Origin of the sequence: Kitasatospora sp. NPDC001603, assembly GCF_040298365.1 — a bacterium.
Taxonomy (GTDB): domain Bacteria; phylum Actinomycetota; class Actinomycetes; order Streptomycetales; family Streptomycetaceae; genus Kitasatospora.
This window is the reverse complement of the sequence record NZ_JBEPAA010000064.1, coordinates 28,626-45,230: the sequence shown is the minus strand read 5'-3', so window position 1 is coordinate 45,230 and position 16,605 is coordinate 28,626. Positions and strand designations below refer to the sequence as shown.

Sequence of the window (16,605 nt, the reverse complement as noted above, 5' to 3'; positions counted from 1 at the left end):
TCAGGCCGGCTACCCGTCGTCGCCTTGGTAGGCCATTACCCCACCAACAAGCTGATAGGCCGCGGGCTCATCCTGCACCGCCGGAGCTTTACACCCACCCCCATGCGGAGGAAGGTCATATCCGGTATTAGACCCCGTTTCCAGGGCTTGTCCCAGAGTGCAGGGCAGATTGCCCACGTGTTACTCACCCGTTCGCCACTGATCCACCCCGAAGGGCTTCACCGTTCGACTTGCATGTGTTAAGCACGCCGCCAGCGTTCGTCCTGAGCCAGGATCAAACTCTCCGTGAATGTCTTCCCGACTGTGCTCAATGAAGAGCGCGGGCTGCACTCGCGTCGAGCGGCACGGCAACCACCGGAATAGGGCGGCCCCGCGCACTGCGTCCTCGCTAGTGTTTACTTCATAAAGGAATCTCCAACCCCGATCACAAGGATCAAGGCCGGGGATGTCAACATATCTGGCGTTGACTTTTGGCACGCTGTTGAGTTCTCAAGGAACGGACACTTCCTTCGGACCGCCTTCCAGCGGGCCCTCCGGGCGCTTCGTTCTTTCGTGTTTCCAGCTTACCAGATGTTTTCCGCTCCGTTTACCGGTGCTTTTCGCTTCTGAAATCTGCTGTTAACCGTCGACTTGCGGCGACTCGACCAACCATAGCGGGTCGTCGGCCGGAGCGCGAATCGGGGCACGCCGAGCTTCACCCGCTCGGAGGCATGATTTGTTGCTCTCGCGAGCATATACAGCAATGGTCCCGATTCGCCAAGATGCCTGTAGAGTGCGGCGCATCGGCCAAGAGGACTAGACCACTAGCGGTCGGTGAGATGGCCGGCCGGTGAGGGCGGGCAGGGCGTGAGTGTTCGCCCGGGAATGTCAGCAGATGTCCGAAGTTGACATGATTTAGGCTTCAGTCGATGCCCTTGCCGCAGTTCGCGGCCGCTCTCTGTACTGCGCACTTGGGAGGCTCAACCATGACCACTGTGACGTCGCCGCTGACCGGCCGTGTCGTCGGGCTCGCCGGCGTGCCCGACCCGGTCTTCTCCGGCGCGATGGTCGGCCCCGGCACCGCGATCGACCCGGTGCGCCGGCCGACCGAGGCCGTGGCCCCGGTGGACGGTGTCGTCGTCTCCATGCACCCCCACGCGTTCGTCGTCGTGGACGCGGACGGACACGGCGTGCTGACGCACCTCGGCATCGACACCGTGCAGCTCAACGGCGAGGGCTTCGAGCTCCTCGTCAACAAGGGCGACACGGTGACCCGCGGCCAGGCCGTCATCAAGTGGGACCCGGCCGCCGTCGAGGCCGCGGGCAAGTCGCCGATCTCGCCGATCGTCGCTCTGGAGGCCGCCCCCGACTCGCTCGGCGACCTCCGCGAGGACGGGGACGTCGCCGTGGGCGACGCCCTCTTCAGCTGGAGCTGACCTCTTTCTTTACTGCAGACCCGCCCCTCCGGTCTCGGTGGGGCGGCCCGGCACACAGCGGTACCCGGCGGGGCCGCTTCTCTCAGCGGAGACAGGTGACATGGAGAAGACGCTGCGCGGCGTGGGTGTGAGCCACGGGGTCGCGATCGGCCAGGTGCGGCACATGGGGACGGCGGTGCTGGAGCCGTCGGCCACCCAGATCCCGACCGAGGACGCCCCCCGTGAGCAGGCCCGCGCCCAGGCTGCCGTCGAGGCGGTGGCCGCGGACCTGATCGCCCGCGGCAACCTGGCCGGCGGCGAGGCGCAGGCCGTGCTGGAGGCCCAGGCGCTGATGGCCCAGGACCCGGAGCTGATGGCCGACGTGGCCCGCCGGATCACCGTCGGCAGCAGCGCCGAGCGCGGCGTCTACGACGCCTTCGCCGCCTACCGCGCGCTGCTCGCCTCCGCCGGGGAGTACCTGGCCGGCCGGGTCGCCGACCTGGACGACGTGCGCAACCGCATCGTGGCGCGGCTGCTGGGCGTGCCGATGCCGGGCGTTCCGGACAGCGACGAGCCGTACGTGCTGTTCGCCCGTGACCTGGCGCCGGCCGACACCGCGCTGCTGGACCCGACCCTGGTGCTCGGCTTCGTGACCGAGGAGGGCGGGCCGACCAGCCACAGCGCCATCCTCGCCCGCGCCCTGGGCGTGCCGGCCGTCGTCGCGCTGCCGGGCGCGACCGATGTCGCCGAGGGCACCGTGGTCGCGGTGGACGGTAGCTCCGGCGACGTGCTGCTGGAGCCGTCGCAGGAGAAGCAGGACGAACTGCGCCGCGCGGCCGCCGAGCGCAAGGCCGCGCTGGCCGCCTCGTCCGGACCGGGGCAGACCTCGGACGGGCACCGGGTGCCGCTGCTCGCCAACGTCGGCGGTCCCGCGGACCTGCCGGCCGCGCTGGAGGCCGGGGCGGAGGGCGTGGGCCTGTTCCGCACGGAGTTCCTCTTCCTGGACGACTCGGCCAAGGCTCCCAGCGAGGAGAAGCAGGTCGAGGCGTACCGCAAGGTGCTGGAGGCGTTCCCGGAGGGCCGGGTCGTGGTCCGGGCGCTGGACGCGGGCGCGGACAAGCCGCTGGACTTCCTGACCCCCGCCGACGAGCCCAACCCGGCGCTGGGTGTGCGCGGTCTGCGGACCCTGCTGGAGCACCCCGAGGTCATGCGGACCCAGCTGCGCGCGCTGGCGAAGGCGGCCGAGGGGCTGCCGGTGCACCTTGAGGTGATGGCCCCGATGGTGGCCGACCGCAAGGACGCCAAGGACTTCGCGGACGCGTGTCGCCAGGCCGGGCTGAGCGCCAAGTACGGGGCGATGGTGGAGATCCCGTCGGCGGCGCTGCGGGCGCGGTCGATCCTCCAGGAGGTGGAGTTCCTCTCGCTGGGGACCAACGACCTCGCGCAGTACACCTTCGCCGCCGACCGCCAGGTGGGTGCGCTGGCGCGGCTGCAGGACCCGTGGCAGCCGGCTCTGCTGGACCTGGTCGCCTTCTCGGCCGAGGCCGCCCGGGCCACCGGCAAGAGCTGTGGTGTCTGCGGCGAGGCCGCCTCCGACCCGCTGCTCGCCGTGGTCCTGACCGGGCTCGGCGTCACCAGCCTCTCCATGGGCGCGGCGTCGATCCCCTATGTGCGGGCGACGCTGGCCAAGTACACGCTGGCGCAGTGCCGCCGGGCCGCCGAGGCCGCCCGCGCCGCGGACAGCGCCGAGGACGCGCGGGCCGCGGCCCAGCAGGTGCTGTCCGGCGAGTGACACCCGGCGCGCGGCCGGAGCGAGGACTGCGAAGGGGTGCCCCCACCGTCATGGGGGCACCCCTTCGTGCTGTCCGGGTTCGTGCCGTCCGGGGTCAGGCCCGGCGGTCGCGGCGGAGCTGCTCGAAGTAGCGCAGGTGCTCGATGTCGTCGACCGAACCCGGGTTCACGGCCTGCTCCAGCGGGGTGCCGGAGAGCAGGCGCTTCACCGGGACCTCGATCCGCTTGCCGGTGAGGGTGTGCGGCAGGCCGCGGACGGCGATGACCTCGTCGGGGACGTGGCGCGGGGAGAGCTCGGTGCGCAGCGACGTGCGGATCCGGCCGACCAGGCCGTCGTCGAGGACCGCGCCGGGGGCGAGCACGACGAAGAGCGGCATCCAGTAGCCGCCGTCGGGCTCCTCCAGGCCGATGACCAGGGACTCGGCGATCTCGGGGAGGCGCTCGACGACCTCGTAGATGTCGGAGGAGCCCATCCGGACGCCCTGGCGGTTGAGCGTCGAGTCGGAGCGTCCGTGGATGACCACGGTGCCGCGGGAGGTGACGGTGATCCAGTCGCCGTGGCGCCAGATGCCGGGGTACATCTCGAAGTAGCTGTCGTGGTAGCGGGCGCCGTCGGGGTCGTTCCAGAAGCCGGTGGGCATGGACGGGATCGGCTTGGTGACGACGAGTTCGCCGACCGCGTCGGTGAGCGGGCGGCCGTGGACGTCCCAGGACTCGACGGCGGCGCCGAGGCAGGGGGCCTGGATCTCACCGAGGTACACCGGCAGGGTGGGGACGCCGCCGACGAAGCAGGAGCAGACGTCGGTGCCGCCGCTGACGGAGGCGAGCCAGACGTCCTGCTTGACCTCGTCGTAGATCCAGCGGAAGCCGTCGGGCGGGAGCGGGGAGCCGGTGGTGCCGATGCAGCGGACGGCGGAGAGGTCGAGGTCGCGGCCGGGGTGCAGCTCGGCCTTGCGGCTGGCGATGACGTAGGCCGCGGAGGTGCCGAGGACGGTGGCGCCGGTCCGGGCGGCGACGGACCAGAGGGCACCGGTGTCCGGGTGCCCGGGGCTGCCGTCGTAGGTGACGATCGTGGACCCGGTGAGCAGGCCGGCGAGGAGGAAGTTCCACATCATCCAGCCGGTGGAGGTGTACCAGAGGAAGCGGTCCTCGGGGCCGAGGTCCAGGTGGAGCCCGGCCTGCTTGAGGTGCTCCAGCAGGATGCCGCCCTGGCTCTGGACGATGGCCTTGGGCAGGCCGGTGGTCCCGGAGGAGTAGAGGACCCAGAGCGGGTGGTCGAAGGGGCCGGCCTCGAAGACCGGCTCGACGTCGTCGGCGACCAGGTCGTCCCAGTGCAGGGCGCCGTCGGGGGCGGGTGCGCCGAGCAGCGGGACGTGGACGACGGTGCGCAGGCTGGGGAGCTCGCGGCGGAGTTCGGCGACGACCTCGGCGCGGTCGTGGTCCTTGCCGCCGTAGTGGTAGCCGTCGACGGCGAAGAGGACGGCGGGCTCGATCTGCTGGAGGCGGTCGAGGACGCTGCGGGCGCCGAAGTCGGGGGCGCAGCTGGTCCATACGGCGCCGACGGCGGCGCTGGCGAGGAGGGCGACGGCGGCCTGCGGGATGTTGGGCAGGTAGGCGCTGACGCGGTCGCCGGGGCCGATGCCGCGGGCCCGGAGGGCGGCGGCGAGCGAGCCGACCTGGCGGCGGAGCTCGGACCAGGTGAGGACGGTCGGCTGCTCGGTGGTCTCGTCCAGGTGGAGGATCGCCGGCTTGTCGGCGTTGGCCTCGTCGTCGGCGGCGCGCAGGGCGTGCTCGGCGTAGTTGAGGCGGGCGCCGGGGAACCAGCGGGCGCCGGGCATGGCGGCTTCGGCGAGGACGGCTTCGGGGGCCTCGGTGAAGCGGACGCCGAACCACTGGGTGACGGCCGTCCAGAAGCGGTCGAGGTCCTCGGTGGACCAGCTGTGCAGGTCGGCGTAGCGCCGGGCGGCCTGCTCGTCGCTGTCGACGGGGGCCAGCGGGGCGGCCGGTGCGCCGTGGTGTTCGGCGGCCCAGGCCTGGAAGGCCACGAGGCCGGCGGCTGCGGCGCGAGCGGGGTTGGGGCGCCAGAGCGGCTGGTCCTGGGATGGGGTGCTCACGGTGGTGGTCTCCCGGCCGTTGGATGGGACGGGGGTGCTTGTGGCAGGGCCCGTCCGGTTGGGGCTGTCGGAGCAGACCATGCCATGTGATCGCGCGGTGCGCCAGGGTCTGCCGCGGCCGTGCGAGCCTGGTCAGCCCCGTCCCCGGGCACGGTCAGTGGTGGGCGTACTCACCGTTGAACCAGGCCTGGGAGACCCGGGTGTGGAAGGCGAAGACGAGGGCGGTCGTGGGGTCGGCGAGCTGCCAGCCCTCCGTCTCCTCGGTGGGGACCGAGGGCGGGAGCTCGGCGAGCGGGCGGGCGGGGAGCAGGCCGAAGAGGCAGAGGAAGCCGCCGTGCGTGTCGGAGTCGGTGGCGACCAGGGTGACGTCACCGGCCTCGGCCAGGATGCCGGTCTCCTCGCGCAGTTCGCGGACGCAGGCCTGCTGCCAGCTCTCCCCGTAGTCGACGTAGCCGCCGGGCAGGGCGAGTTGGCCGTAGCCGGGCTCGATGGTGCGGCGGATGACCACGAGGCCGGGCGCACCGCTCTCCTGGGTGACCGGGAGGAGGGTGACGACGACGGGCAGCGGGTTGCGGTAGCTGATCTCGGAGCAGCCGGGGCAGGTGCGGGGCCAGGCCGTGGTACCGGGCGGGTAGGGCGTGCCGCACCAGTGGCAGTGGGAGTTCGGCCGGTTGCTCGTCCTGCTCACCTCTTGAGTCGTCATGGCCGGATGGTAGTGCGCGGGCGCGACCGGTGGCGCCGGTCAGCGGATCTCGTCCTCCCGGGTGGGCCGGAGCAGCGCGGGGTGCAGGAGGTGGGCGTCGCCGGCGTGGTAGGTGCGGGCCCGTGGGCCGCCGCGGGCGCCGCCGCGCTCGGTGGTCGTCCCGGTGCTCTCGACGAAGCCGGGCACCGAGAGCACCTTGCGGTGGAAGTTGCCGGGGTGGAGCTTCTCGTCCCAGACCGCCTCGTAGACGGCGCGCAGCTCGGGGATGGTGAAGTCGTACTGGAGGAAGGCGGTGGCCAGCGGGCTGTACTCGATCTTCGCGCGGGCGCGGTCGAGGCCGTCGGCGACGATCCGGGCGTGGTCGAAGGCGAGCGTCGTGGTGCCGGCGGGGCCGTCGGCCGCGGGTTGGTGGCCGGTGTGCCCGCCGACGCCACCCCCGTGGGTGTCGGCGGGCACACCGGCGGCTGGGGACCGGCCGGTGGACGGCCGGAGGTCGAGGTCGGTGACGGCGTGCCAGGCGGCGGTGGCCGCGTCCGAGCCGGCCCGCGGGTCGGGCAGGTCGGGGGCGAAGGCGAGGTAGGCGACGGAGACCACGTGCATGCGCGGGTCCCGGGTGGGGGCGCCGTACGTCCCGAGCTGTTCGAGGTGGATCCGGCTGAGGGCGGCCTCGGCGTCGGCGGTGCCGAGCAGGCCGGTCTCCTCGGCGAGCTCGCGGGCGGCGGCCTCGTCGAGCCCTTCCTCGCCGGCCCGCAGGAAGCCGCCGGGCAGTGCCCAGTACCCCTGGTAGGGCGGCGCGGCGCGCTCGACCAGGAGGACGTGCAGGCTGCCGTGGCGCAGCGTCAGGGCGACGACGTCGACGGTGACGGCGACGGGCGTGTAGGCGCGCGGGTCGTAGGCGGCGAGCCAGTCGTTCTCGTGGGCGGGCGGTCGTTCCACGGTCATGGCGGGCTCCTCTCCGCTGGCGCTTCGTCGGGCCGGTCGGTCGCTGCCGGGTGTGGCGGGCGTGTCGTGCGGTCGGCGGTACCGGGAGGACCGGCGGGCCGCCGACCTGCCGTCGTTCTCGGGGTGAGCACAACGTAGCGATCCGGGGGCCGGGCGGCAAATGGTTTTCGGGCCGGCCGGGGGCGTCCGGTCTTCTACTCTGTGACCAGGAGCTTTGCCCCCGAGGAGGCCGCCATGCCCGCCCCTGCCCCGTCGGGCTTCGCCGCCGCGCTGGCCGCCGGTCCGCTGGTCCTGGACGGCGGGCTGTCCAACCAGCTGGCGGCGGCCGGCCATGACCTGTCGGACGCGCTGTGGTCGGCCCGGCTGCTGGCGGACGCCCCGGAGGCGGTGGTCGCCGCGCACCGGGCGTACTTCGAGGCCGGGGCGGAGGTCGCGATCACCGCGACCTACCAGGCGAGCTTCGAGGGGTTCGCCCGGCGCGGGCTGGGCCGGGCGGACGCGGAGCGGCTGCTGGCGCTCGGGGTGGAGCTGGCGCGCCGCGCCGCGGCGCCGGTCCGGGCGGACCGGCCGCTGTGGGTCGCCGCGTCGGTGGGGCCGTACGGCGCCGCGCTGGCCGACGGCTCGGAGTACCGGGGCCGGTACGGGCTGACGACCGCCGAGCTGGAGGCGTTCCACCGGCCGCGGCTGGAGGTGCTGGCGGCCGCCGGGCCGGACGTGCTGGCGCTGGAGACGGTGCCCGACGCGGACGAGGCACGGGCGCTGCTGCGGGCGGTGCACGGGCTGGGCGTGCCGGCCTGGCTGTCGTTCAGCGTGGCGGGCGACCGGACCAGGGCCGGGCAGCCGCTGGCGGAGGCCTTCGCGCTGGCCGCGGACGCCGACGAGGTGGTCGCGGTGGGGGTGAACTGCTGCACGCCGCAGGACGCCGACCGGGCGGTGGCGACGGCGGCCCGGGTGACCGGCAAGCCCGTGGTGGTCTATCCGAACAGCGGCGAGCGCTGGGACGCCGGGGCCCGTGCCTGGCGCGGTGCGGCGACGTTCGGCGTGCCCGGGGCAGCTCCCGGCGGCGGCCGGGCGGGGGTGGCGGGGTGGCTGGCCGACGGCGCGCGGCTGGTGGGCGGCTGCTGCCGGGTGGGCCCGCGGGAGATCGCGGCGCTGGCCGCCGAGGTGGCGCGCGAGCGGGACTGACCGCGCCGGAGGGAGATTACCGAGGGGGAAGGTGCACGGACGGGGCGCGGCCTGGCAGACTCGTCCCGTTACCACTGCGGTCGACATTGTCGACCGCCTGTCAGCGCGGAGGTACCGAATGCCCGGCCCGATCCAGTCGCTCTCCCGGGCCGCCGCGATCATGCGCCTGCTGGCCGGCGGCGAGCGCCGCCTGGGGCTGTCCGAGGTCGCGACGGCCCTGGGCCTCGCCAAGGGCACCGCCCACGGGATCCTGCGCACCCTCCAGCAGGAGGGGTTCGTCGAGCAGGACCCGGAGAGCGGCAAGTACCAGCTGGGCGCGGAGCTGCTGCGGCTGGGCCAGAGCTACCTGGACGTGCACGAGCTGCGCGCCCGGGCCCTGGTCTGGGCGGACGACCTGGCCAGGGCAGCCGGCGAGACCGTCTACCTCGGGGTGCTCCACCAGCAGGGCGTGCTGATCGTGCATCACGTCTTCCGTCCGGACGACACCCGGCAGGTGCTGGAGGTCGGCTCGATGCAGCCGCTGCACAGCACCGCCCTCGGCAAGGTGCTGCTGGCGTACGACCCGGTGGCCCGCGGGGAGCTGGGCGAGGGCCCGCTGGAGGCGTACACCGCGCGGACCCTGACCGACCTGGCGGACGTGGACGCCGAGGCGGCGCTGACCCGTGAGCGCGGCTGGACCGACTCGATCGAGGAGACCTGGGAGGGCGTGGCCTCGATCGGCGCGCTGATCCAGGACCGGCGGCGCAACCCGGTCGGCGCGGTCTGCGTCAGCGGCCCGGTGGAGCGGGTCTGCGAGGACGGCTTCGTGCGGCCCTCGCTGGTCGCCTCGGTGCGCAGCGCGGCCCGGGCGATCTCCCGGGACCTGGGCGCCGGACGGTTCTGACCCCGGCGCCGGCGGCCGCGGCCGCGGACATCTGACGTTCACGCTGAGGCGCGGACAGGCGGGATGCCTGTCCGCGCCTTAGCGTTTTGTCCATATTTGACGTGAGTCGATTGGTAACTTCGAGTGAAGGGTCACAGCTGCGTAACCCGGCCTTGACGTGAAGGCGGCCTGGGGAGGAAGCTTCCGCATGACGGTCGACATTGTCGAACGATGGCCGAGCAGATCACTCCCACAATGCGCTCACCCGCACAGCGATCGCTCAGCCACCTGCCCCCACCCGCACCTCCGGGCCATATGGACAAGGGAGTCTTTGTGTCCGCGTTCTCCAACGGCGACATCTTCGTCGGCGAAACCCTCGGCACCGCCGCGCTGATACTTCTCGGCGGCGGCGTCTGTGCCGCCGTGACGCTCAAGAAGTCGAAGGCCCTCAACGCCGGCTGGCTGGCGATCACCTTCGGCTGGGGCTTCGCGGTGATGATCGCCGCCTACATGTCGGCCCCCAAGTCGGGCGCACACCTGAACCCGGCCGTCACCCTGGCCCTCGCCGTCGACAGCGGCGACTGGAGCAAGGTGCCGGTCTACCTCGGCTCCCAGCTGCTCGGCGCGATGATCGGCGCCGTCCTCGTCTGGGTCACCTACCTCGGCCAGTTCCAGGCCAACAAGGAGGCGACCCTGGGCATCTTCTCGACCGGTCCCGAGATCCGGAACCCGGTCCAGAACCTGCTCACCGAGATCATCGGCACCATGGTCCTCTGCCTGGGCATCCTCACCCAGGGCCTGAACAAGGGCCTCGGCCTCTCCGGCACCGGCATCCTGATCGTCGCCCTCACCGTCGTCGGCATCGGCCTCTCGCTCGGCGGCCCGACCGGCTACGCGATCAACCCGGTCCGCGACCTGGGCCCGCGCATCGTGCACTCGCTCCTGCCGATCCCGAACAAGGGCGGCTCCGACTGGTCCTACGCCTGGATCCCGGTGGCCGGCCCGGTCATCGGCGGCCTGCTGGCCGGCGGCCTGTACCACGTCGCCTTCTGACGCTCCTCGGGTTTCCACCCCACCCGAGCACGGGGACTGACCCGAGAGTCGGACCCACCCACCCCGCAACCCCCTTCTTGAGCCGAGGACCCTCATGACCTCCATTGGCACCGGTAACTACATCGCCGCGATCGACCAGGGCACCACCTCCAGCCGCTGCATCATCTTCGGCGAGGACGGCCGGATCGTCGCCGTCGACCAGCAGGAGCACCGGCAGATCTTCCCCCAGCCCGGCTACGTCGAGCACGACGCCGCCGAGATCTGGACCCGGGTGCAGTCGGTGGTCCGCGGCGCGCTGGAGAAGGCCGGTCTGACCAAGGACGACATCCGCGCGATCGGCATCACCAACCAGCGCGAGACCACCGTCCTGTGGGACAAGAACACCGGCGAGCCGGTGCACAACGCGCTGGTGTGGCAGGACACCCGCACCGAGGGCCTCTGCCGCGAGCTGGGCCGCAACGTCGGCCAGGACCGCTTCCGCCGCGAGACCGGCCTCCCGCTGGCCAGCTACTTCGCCGGCCCGAAGATCCGCTGGCTGCTGGACAACGTCGAGGGCCTGCGCGAGCGCGCCGAGGCCGGCGACATCCTGTTCGGCACCATGGACACCTGGGTGATCTGGAACCTCACCGGTGGTGTCAACGGCGGCAAGCACGTCACCGACGTCACCAACGCCAGCCGCACCATGCTGATGAACCTGCGCTCGCTGGAGTGGGACGACAAGATCGCCGAGTCGATGGGCGTGCCGATGGCCGTCCTGCCGGAGATCCGCTCCTCCGCCGAGGTCTACGGCGAGGCCGTCGGCGACCTGGCCGGCGTGCCGGTCGCCTCCGCCCTCGGCGACCAGCAGGCCGCGCTGTTCGGCCAGACCTGCTTCGACAAGGGCGAGGCCAAGTCGACCTACGGCACCGGGACCTTCCTCCTGCTGAACACCGGCGAGGAGGTCGTCAACTCGTACCACGGGCTGCTGACCACCGTCGGCTACCGGATCGGCGACCAGAAGCCGGTGTACGCGCTGGAGGGCTCGATCGCCGTCACCGGCTCGCTCGTCCAGTGGCTGCGCGACCAGCTCGGCATCATCTCCACCGCCGCCGAGATCGAGACCCTCGCCAACACCGTCGAGGACAACGGCGGCGCCTACTTCGTCCCGGCCTTCTCCGGCCTGTTCGCCCCGTACTGGCGCTCCGACGCCCGCGGTGTGATCGCCGGTCTGACCCGGTACGTCACCAAGGGCCACCTGGCCCGGGCCGTGCTGGAGGCCACCGCCTGGCAGACCCGCGAGGTCGTCGACGCCATGCAGAAGGACTCCGGCGTCGAGCTCACCGCCCTCAAGGTCGACGGCGGCATGACCAGCAACAACCTGCTCATGCAGAACATCGCCGACGTGCTGGACGCTCCGGTCGAGCGCCCGTACGTGGCCGAGACCACCGCGCTGGGCGCCGCCTACGCGGCCGGCCTGGCGGTCGGCTTCTGGAGCGACCTGGACACCCTGCGGGCCAACTGGCACCGCGCCGCCGAGTGGACCCCGCGCATGGACGAGGCCACCCGGGAGCGCGAGTACAAGAAGTGGCTCAAGGCCGTGGAGCGCACCATGGGCTGGGTGGAGGAGGACGAGCAGATCTGACCGCGGACGCCGGTCGGGGCCCCCGGGCCCCGGCCGGCCCGCTCCCGTTTCACCGGCCCGCCGCACCGGGCCGAACCGGCCTCTCAGCAGGGGCCGCACCGCACACCGAGAGGAGTAACGGCGCCGCCCGACCCGCGCCGCCGTACACACACCATGGCTACCATCCCGACCCTGGGCGCCGAGCGCTTCGCCGGCCGCACCGCCTCCCGCGCCGAGACCCGCGAGCTGCTGGGCAAGGCCACCTACGACCTGCTGGTGATCGGGGGCGGCATCCTCGGCACGGCCGTCGCCTGGACCGCGTCCCAGGCGGGCCTCAAGGTCGCCATGGTCGATGCCGGCGACTTCGCCGGGGCCACCTCCAGTGCCTCCTCGAAGCTCGTGCACGGCGGTCTGCGCTACCTGCAGACCGGGGCGGTCAAGCTGGTCGCCGAGAACCACAAGGAGCGCCGCGCGCTCGCCACCGACGTGGCCCCGCACCTGGTCAACCCGCTGACCTTCTTCGTGCCGGTCTACAAGGGCGGCCCGCACAGCGCGCCCAAGCTCGGCGCCGGTGTGTTCCTCTACTCGGCGCTCTCCGCCTTCCGCGACGGCATGGGCCGGGTCTCCACCGCCGCGCACGCCGCCCAGCAGGTGCCCGCGCTGCGCACCGAGGGCCTGCGCTCGGTGGCCGTCTACGGCGACCACCAGATGAACGACTCGCGCGTCGCCGTGATGACGGTGCGCGCCGCCGTCGACGCCGGCGCCGTGGTGCTCAACCACGCCGAGGTCACCGGCCTGCGCTTCACCGGCGGCCGGGTCACCGGCGCCGACCTCAAGGACCGCCTGGACGGCACCGAGTTCGGCGTGAACGCCCGCCTGGTGCTCAACGCCACCGGCCCGTGGGTCGACCACCTGCGCACCATGGAGGACGCCGGCGCCGCGCCGTCGATCCGCCTCTCCAAGGGCGCCCACGTCGTGGTCAAGCGCCGTGCCCCGTGGCGCGCCGCGCTGACCATCCCGATCGACAAGTACCGCGTCTCCTTCGCCATCCCGTGGGAGGACCACGTCCTGCTCGGCACCACCGACGAGGAGTACACCGGCGACCCGCAGGACGTCCGGGCCACCGAGGCGGACATCGACCAGATCATGGGCGAGGCCGCGCACGCCATCCGCGACGAGCACATCGACCGCGACCTGATCACCTACGCCTTCGCCGGCCTGCGGGTGCTGCCCGGCGGCCCCGGCGACACCGCCGCCGCCAAGCGCGAGACGGTCGTCACCGAGGGCCGGGGCGGCATGCTGTCGGTCGCCGGCGGCAAGTGGACCACCTACCGGCACATCGGCCGGACCGTGCTGGAGAAGCTGGCCCACGTGCCCGGCACCACGCTCGGCGAGGACATGTCAACCATCGCTCGGACCGTCCCGCTGCCCGGCGTCGGCGCGCCGAACGCCGTCGCGCACCGCCTGCTGATCGACCGTGAGCCCGGCTCGCGGATGGAGCCGCTGGTCGCCAAGCACCTGGCCAGCCACTACGGCACGCTCTCCTTCGAGATCGCCCGCATGATCGACGAGAACCCGGAGCTCGGCCGGCCGATCCACGAGGACGGCCCGGACGTCTGGGCCCAGGTCGCCTACGCCGCCGACAGCGAGTGGGCGTACACCACGGACGACGTGCTGCGCCGCCGCACCACGATGACCGTCCGCGGCCTGGACACGCCGGAGATCCGCTCCGAGGTCGACGCCTTCCTGGCGAAGCGCGCCAAGTGACCGCGTGGCCGGCTGAGGACCGTCCCGTGAAGCGCTCGGCCCCGTAGGGCCGGCGCACAGGACTCGAAGGGCGGGCACCCCGGGCTGGGGGTGCCCGCCCTTCGGCATGTCCGCACGGCCGGGCTCACGGGCTCCTGCGGCTCGGCTGCCGGGGCGGCCCCAGGACCCGCTCGGCTGCCCGCCGAACCGCGGTCGGGCCGCGCGACCCGCCGCCGGGCAACGCCGGAGGGCGGTACCCGTGGAGACGGGTACCGCCCTCCGGGGCGCGGGGGCGCGGTCAGATGATCAGGCTGAGCGGCATGATCAGGGCGATGGCGACGACCGAGATCACGGTCTCCATCACCGACCAGGACTTGAGGGTCTGGCCGACGCTCATCCCGAAGTACTCCTTCACCAGCCAGAAGCCGGCGTCGTTGACGTGCGAGAAGAACAGCGAACCGGCGCCGATGGCCAGCACCAGCAGCGCCGCGTGGGTCGCGGACATGTCGGCGGCGAGCGGGGCGAGGATGCCCGCGGCAGTGATCGTGGCGACCGTGGCGGAGCCGGTGGCCAGGCGGATCAGCACGGCGATCAGCCAGCCGAGCAGCAGCGCCGAGATGTGCCACTTGGCGGACCACTCGCTGACCGCGTTGCCCACACCGACGTCGATCAGGGTCTGCTTGAAGCCGCCGCCCGCGCCGACGATGAAGACGATGCCCGCGATCGGGCCGAGCGACTTCCCGACGGTGTCGGAGATCCGGTCCTTGGTGAAGCCGGCCGCCCGGCCGAGCGTCACCATGCCGAGCAGGGTCGCGGCGAGCAGGGCGATCAGCGGCGAGCCGATGAAGTCGAAGATCCGCTGCGGCATCGCCTTCGGGTCGTCGACGACGACGTCGACCAGGGCCTTGCCGAGCATCAGGGCGACCGGCAGCAGGATGGTGGCGAGGACCGCGCCGAAGCCCGGGGTGTGCGCGGGCTTCTCCGTCTCCTCGGGCGCGGTGGCCTGCGGGATCTCCAGCGGGCCGACCCAGCGCTCGGCGAGCCGGGCGAACAGCGGGCCGGCGACGATCAGCGTCGGCACGGCGATCAGCAGGCCGAGCGCCAGGGTGATGCCGAGGTCGGCCTTCAGCGCGTCGACGGCCACCAGCGGGCCGGGGTGCGGCGGGACGAGGCCGTGCAGCACCGAGAGCCCGGCCAGCGCGGGGATGCCGATCCGCATCAGCGGGACGTTGCCGCGGCGGGCCACCAGCAGCACGATCGGGATCAGCAGGACGACACCGACCTCGAAGAACAGCGGCAGGCCGAGGACGGCCGCGATCAGCGCCATCGCCCAGGGCAGCGCCCTGGGCCCGGAGCGGGCGAGCACGGTGTCGGCGATGATGTTCGCCCCGCCGGAGTCGGCGAGCAGTTTGCCGAGCATCGCGCCGAGCCCGATCAGCAGGCCGACGCCCGCGACGGTCGCGCCGAACCCCGTGGAGAAGCTGCCCAGCAGCTTGTCGAAGGGGGCGCCGGCGACGGCGGCCAGCAGGCCCGAGCCGAGTGTGAGGGCGAGGAACGGGTGGAGCTTCAGCCGGGTGATCAGCACCACGATGGCGCCGATGCTGAGCAGGACCGCGATCAGCAGCTGGGCGTCGCTGTCGGTGTGCGGCAGGGCCGGTGGGGCGGCCGCCGCGAGCAGGGTGGGGGTCACGCGAGGTCTCCATTGACGGGCCGCAGCAGTGCCACGGCCATCTCGACGAGTTCTTCGGGGGTCGGGCCGACGTCCAGGACCGCACCGCGCTCGTCCGCCCCGAGGGGCTCCAGGGCGGCGTACTGCGAGTCGAGCAGCGACGGCGGCATGAAGTGTCCGGTGCGGTGGGCGAGCCGGTCCCCGACCAGCTCGTGCCCCCCGCTGAGGTGCAGGAAGAAGGCGCCCGGGCAGGCCGCGCGCAGGGTGTCGCGGTAGCGGTGCTTCAGCGCCGAGCAGGTGACCACGCCGCCGGTGCCGGCCTCGGCCCGCTCCCCCAGCCAGCCGCCGAGGGCGCGCAGCCAGGGCGCGCGGTCCGCGTCGTCCAGCGGGATGCCGGCCGACATCTTGGCGATGTTGGCGGGCGGGTGGAAGTCGTCCGCCTCGGCGTAGGGGAGGTCGAGGCGGTCGGCCAGCAGGCGGGCCACGGTGGTCTTGCCGACACCGGAGACGCCCATCACCACGAGGGTGAGGGGCGACGCGGGGGTGTCGTGGTTCTCGACGCTGAGAGCCATGGGTGGTGCTCCTTCGTTGCCAGGCCGCCACTATCGCTCCAAAGATATGACGTATTCAAGAGTTGGAAACCAAATCGTCATACTTTTACGCGTTGCGGGGGCCGCCCGGCGAGCGGGCCGGCCGGGCCCTCTAGGCTGGCCGGATGGAGATCCAGGGGCTGCCCGGCCGACTGCTCGCCGACCTCGGACCGGCCATCGCCTCCGGTGAGATCCCCGAGGGGGCGGTCCTGCGCGCCGAGGAGCTGGAGCAGCGGTACGGGGTGTCGCGGACGGTGGTCCGCGAGGCCGTGCGGATCCTGGAGGGGATGGGGCTGGTCGCCTCCCGGCGGCGGGTCGGCAGCACCGTCCAGCCGAAGTCCGCCTGGGACGTCTTCGACCCGCTGGTGATCCGCTGGCGGCTGGCCGGGACCGACCGGCCCGCGCAGCTGCGCTCGCTCGGCTCGCTGCGCGTCGCGGTGGAGCCGGCCGCGGCCGCGCTCGCCGCCCGGCACGCCAGCGACGACGAGCGCCGCGAACTGCTTTCCCTCGCCGGTGAGTTGACGATGACGGCGCGGGCCGCCGACCTGACCACCTTCCTCCGGCACGACATCGCCTTCCACGCGACCGTCCTGAAGGCCTCCGGCAACGAGATGTTCGCCCACCTCGGGGACACCGTCGGTGCGGTGCTCACCGGCCGCACGGAGTACGATCTGATGCCTCATCAGCCCGAGCCGTACGCGATCCGGTTGCACCGCGAGGTCGCGGAGGCGATCTGCGCGGGAGACGCGGCCCACGCCGAGCGGGCGATGCGCACGATCGCCGAGGGCGCGCTGGCGGAGCTCGACCAGCAGCTGGGGTGATTCGCCCGGGGGGCGCGGTTTCCGGTGCAGATCACACGATTTGACGCCAGTTCGGCTGATTCCCGCGCATGGTTCGGGTACCACGGGGCAGAGTGGTGCGCAGGGGCGCGTTCCGGCGCGCCCGTCCCGCCGTCG

Annotated in this window: 13 protein-coding genes and 1 rRNA gene; 8 read left to right on the top strand and 6 right to left on the bottom strand. The window is 72.7% G+C overall.

Features of this window, described 5'->3' with window-relative positions:
- Positions 1 to 290: ribosomal RNA gene (locus tag ABT263_RS30025) — 16S ribosomal RNA — on the bottom strand; the annotation flags it as partial.
- A gap of 675 nt (positions 291 to 965) precedes the next feature.
- Here ABT263_RS30025 and ABT263_RS30020 point away from each other — a divergent pair.
- Complete coding sequence (locus ABT263_RS30020) at positions 966 to 1,415, top strand: PTS sugar transporter subunit IIA (RefSeq protein WP_352295089.1); 450 nt, start codon at positions 966 to 968, stop codon at positions 1,413 to 1,415.
- A gap of 100 nt (positions 1,416 to 1,515) precedes the next feature.
- Positions 1,516 to 3,186, top strand: a complete 1,671-nt coding sequence (gene ptsP / locus ABT263_RS30015; RefSeq protein ID WP_352295087.1) for a phosphoenolpyruvate--protein phosphotransferase — start codon at positions 1,516 to 1,518, stop codon at positions 3,184 to 3,186.
- Between the two features lie 94 nt (positions 3,187 to 3,280).
- Here ptsP and ABT263_RS30010 read toward each other — a convergent pair whose 3' ends face one another.
- From ABT263_RS30010 to ABT263_RS30000, 3 genes are all read right to left on the bottom strand, one after another.
- Positions 3,281 to 5,299 (bottom strand): acetoacetate--CoA ligase, encoded by a 2,019-nt coding sequence (locus ABT263_RS30010; protein WP_352295085.1) that lies wholly within the window; start codon positions 5,297 to 5,299, stop codon positions 3,281 to 3,283.
- Positions 5,300 to 5,453: 154 nt separating this feature from the next.
- Complete coding sequence (locus ABT263_RS30005) at positions 5,454 to 6,002, bottom strand: NUDIX domain-containing protein (protein WP_329490865.1); 549 nt, start codon at positions 6,000 to 6,002, stop codon at positions 5,454 to 5,456.
- 39 nt (positions 6,003 to 6,041) lie between these two features.
- Complete coding sequence (locus tag ABT263_RS30000) at positions 6,042 to 6,944, bottom strand: NUDIX hydrolase (protein ID WP_352295083.1); 903 nt, start codon at positions 6,942 to 6,944, stop codon at positions 6,042 to 6,044.
- Between the two features lie 234 nt (positions 6,945 to 7,178).
- Here ABT263_RS30000 and mmuM point away from each other — a divergent pair, with 234 nt between their 5' ends.
- The 5 genes from mmuM (at position 7,179) to ABT263_RS29975 (ending at position 13,411) form a co-directional block, all read left to right on the top strand.
- Positions 7,179 to 8,129, top strand: a complete 951-nt coding sequence (gene mmuM / locus ABT263_RS29995) for a homocysteine S-methyltransferase (RefSeq protein WP_352295081.1) — start codon at positions 7,179 to 7,181, stop codon at positions 8,127 to 8,129.
- Between the two features lie 118 nt (positions 8,130 to 8,247).
- Complete coding sequence (locus ABT263_RS29990; protein ID WP_352295079.1) at positions 8,248 to 9,012, top strand: IclR family transcriptional regulator; 765 nt, start codon at positions 8,248 to 8,250, stop codon at positions 9,010 to 9,012.
- 294 nt (positions 9,013 to 9,306) lie between these two features.
- Positions 9,307 to 10,044, top strand: a complete 738-nt coding sequence (locus tag ABT263_RS29985) for an MIP/aquaporin family protein (protein WP_380391237.1) — start codon at positions 9,307 to 9,309, stop codon at positions 10,042 to 10,044.
- Positions 10,045 to 10,138: 94 nt separating this feature from the next.
- Positions 10,139 to 11,665: a glycerol kinase GlpK gene (gene glpK / locus ABT263_RS29980; protein ID WP_329490860.1), complete on the top strand. Its 1,527-nt coding sequence runs from the start codon at positions 10,139 to 10,141 to the stop codon at positions 11,663 to 11,665.
- A gap of 153 nt (positions 11,666 to 11,818) precedes the next feature.
- Complete coding sequence (locus ABT263_RS29975; protein ID WP_329490859.1) at positions 11,819 to 13,411, top strand: glycerol-3-phosphate dehydrogenase/oxidase; 1,593 nt, start codon at positions 11,819 to 11,821, stop codon at positions 13,409 to 13,411.
- 277 nt (positions 13,412 to 13,688) lie between these two features.
- Here ABT263_RS29975 and ABT263_RS29970 read toward each other — a convergent pair whose 3' ends face one another.
- Together ABT263_RS29970 and ABT263_RS29965 are read right to left on the bottom strand one after the other, a co-directional pair.
- A complete protein-coding gene (locus ABT263_RS29970) occupies positions 13,689 to 15,080 on the bottom strand; it encodes a GntP family permease (protein WP_329490858.1) in 1,392 nt (463 codons plus the stop codon).
- Complete coding sequence (locus ABT263_RS29965) at positions 15,077 to 15,631, bottom strand: gluconokinase (RefSeq protein ID WP_329490857.1); 555 nt, start codon at positions 15,629 to 15,631, stop codon at positions 15,077 to 15,079. The genes ABT263_RS29970 and ABT263_RS29965 overlap by 4 nt, the downstream gene beginning before the upstream one ends.
- Before the next feature lie 143 nt (positions 15,632 to 15,774).
- Between ABT263_RS29965 and ABT263_RS29960 the strand changes: the two genes are divergently transcribed.
- The gene (locus ABT263_RS29960; protein ID WP_352295077.1) at positions 15,775 to 16,470 is read left to right on the top strand and encodes a FadR/GntR family transcriptional regulator; all 696 of its coding nucleotides are present in this window, start codon (positions 15,775 to 15,777) and stop codon (positions 16,468 to 16,470) included.
- The last annotated feature ends 135 nt before the right edge of the window (positions 16,471 to 16,605 follow it).

What these genes read in the sequence shown, in the direction of transcription:
- ABT263_RS29975 (WP_329490859.1), top strand. Translation starts at nt 11,819, where the DNA reads ATGGCTACCATCCCGACCCTGGGCGCCGAGCGCTTCGCCGGCCGCACC.
- ABT263_RS30000 (WP_352295083.1), bottom strand. Translation starts at nt 6,944, where the DNA reads ATGACCGTGGAACGACCGCCCGCCCACGAGAACGACTGGCTCGCCGCC.
- ABT263_RS30020 (WP_352295089.1), top strand. Translation starts at nt 966, where the DNA reads ATGACCACTGTGACGTCGCCGCTGACCGGCCGTGTCGTCGGGCTCGCC.
- ptsP (WP_352295087.1), top strand. Translation starts at nt 1,516, where the DNA reads ATGGAGAAGACGCTGCGCGGCGTGGGTGTGAGCCACGGGGTCGCGATC.
- mmuM (WP_352295081.1), top strand. Translation starts at nt 7,179, where the DNA reads ATGCCCGCCCCTGCCCCGTCGGGCTTCGCCGCCGCGCTGGCCGCCGGT.
- glpK (WP_329490860.1), top strand. Translation starts at nt 10,139, where the DNA reads ATGACCTCCATTGGCACCGGTAACTACATCGCCGCGATCGACCAGGGC.
- ABT263_RS29965 (WP_329490857.1), bottom strand. Translation starts at nt 15,631, where the DNA reads ATGGCTCTCAGCGTCGAGAACCACGACACCCCCGCGTCGCCCCTCACC.
- ABT263_RS29990 (WP_352295079.1), top strand. Translation starts at nt 8,248, where the DNA reads ATGCCCGGCCCGATCCAGTCGCTCTCCCGGGCCGCCGCGATCATGCGC.
- ABT263_RS30005 (WP_329490865.1), bottom strand. Translation starts at nt 6,002, where the DNA reads ATGACGACTCAAGAGGTGAGCAGGACGAGCAACCGGCCGAACTCCCAC.
- ABT263_RS29960 (WP_352295077.1), top strand. Translation starts at nt 15,775, where the DNA reads ATGGAGATCCAGGGGCTGCCCGGCCGACTGCTCGCCGACCTCGGACCG.
- ABT263_RS29985 (WP_380391237.1), top strand. Translation starts at nt 9,307, where the DNA reads ATGGACAAGGGAGTCTTTGTGTCCGCGTTCTCCAACGGCGACATCTTC.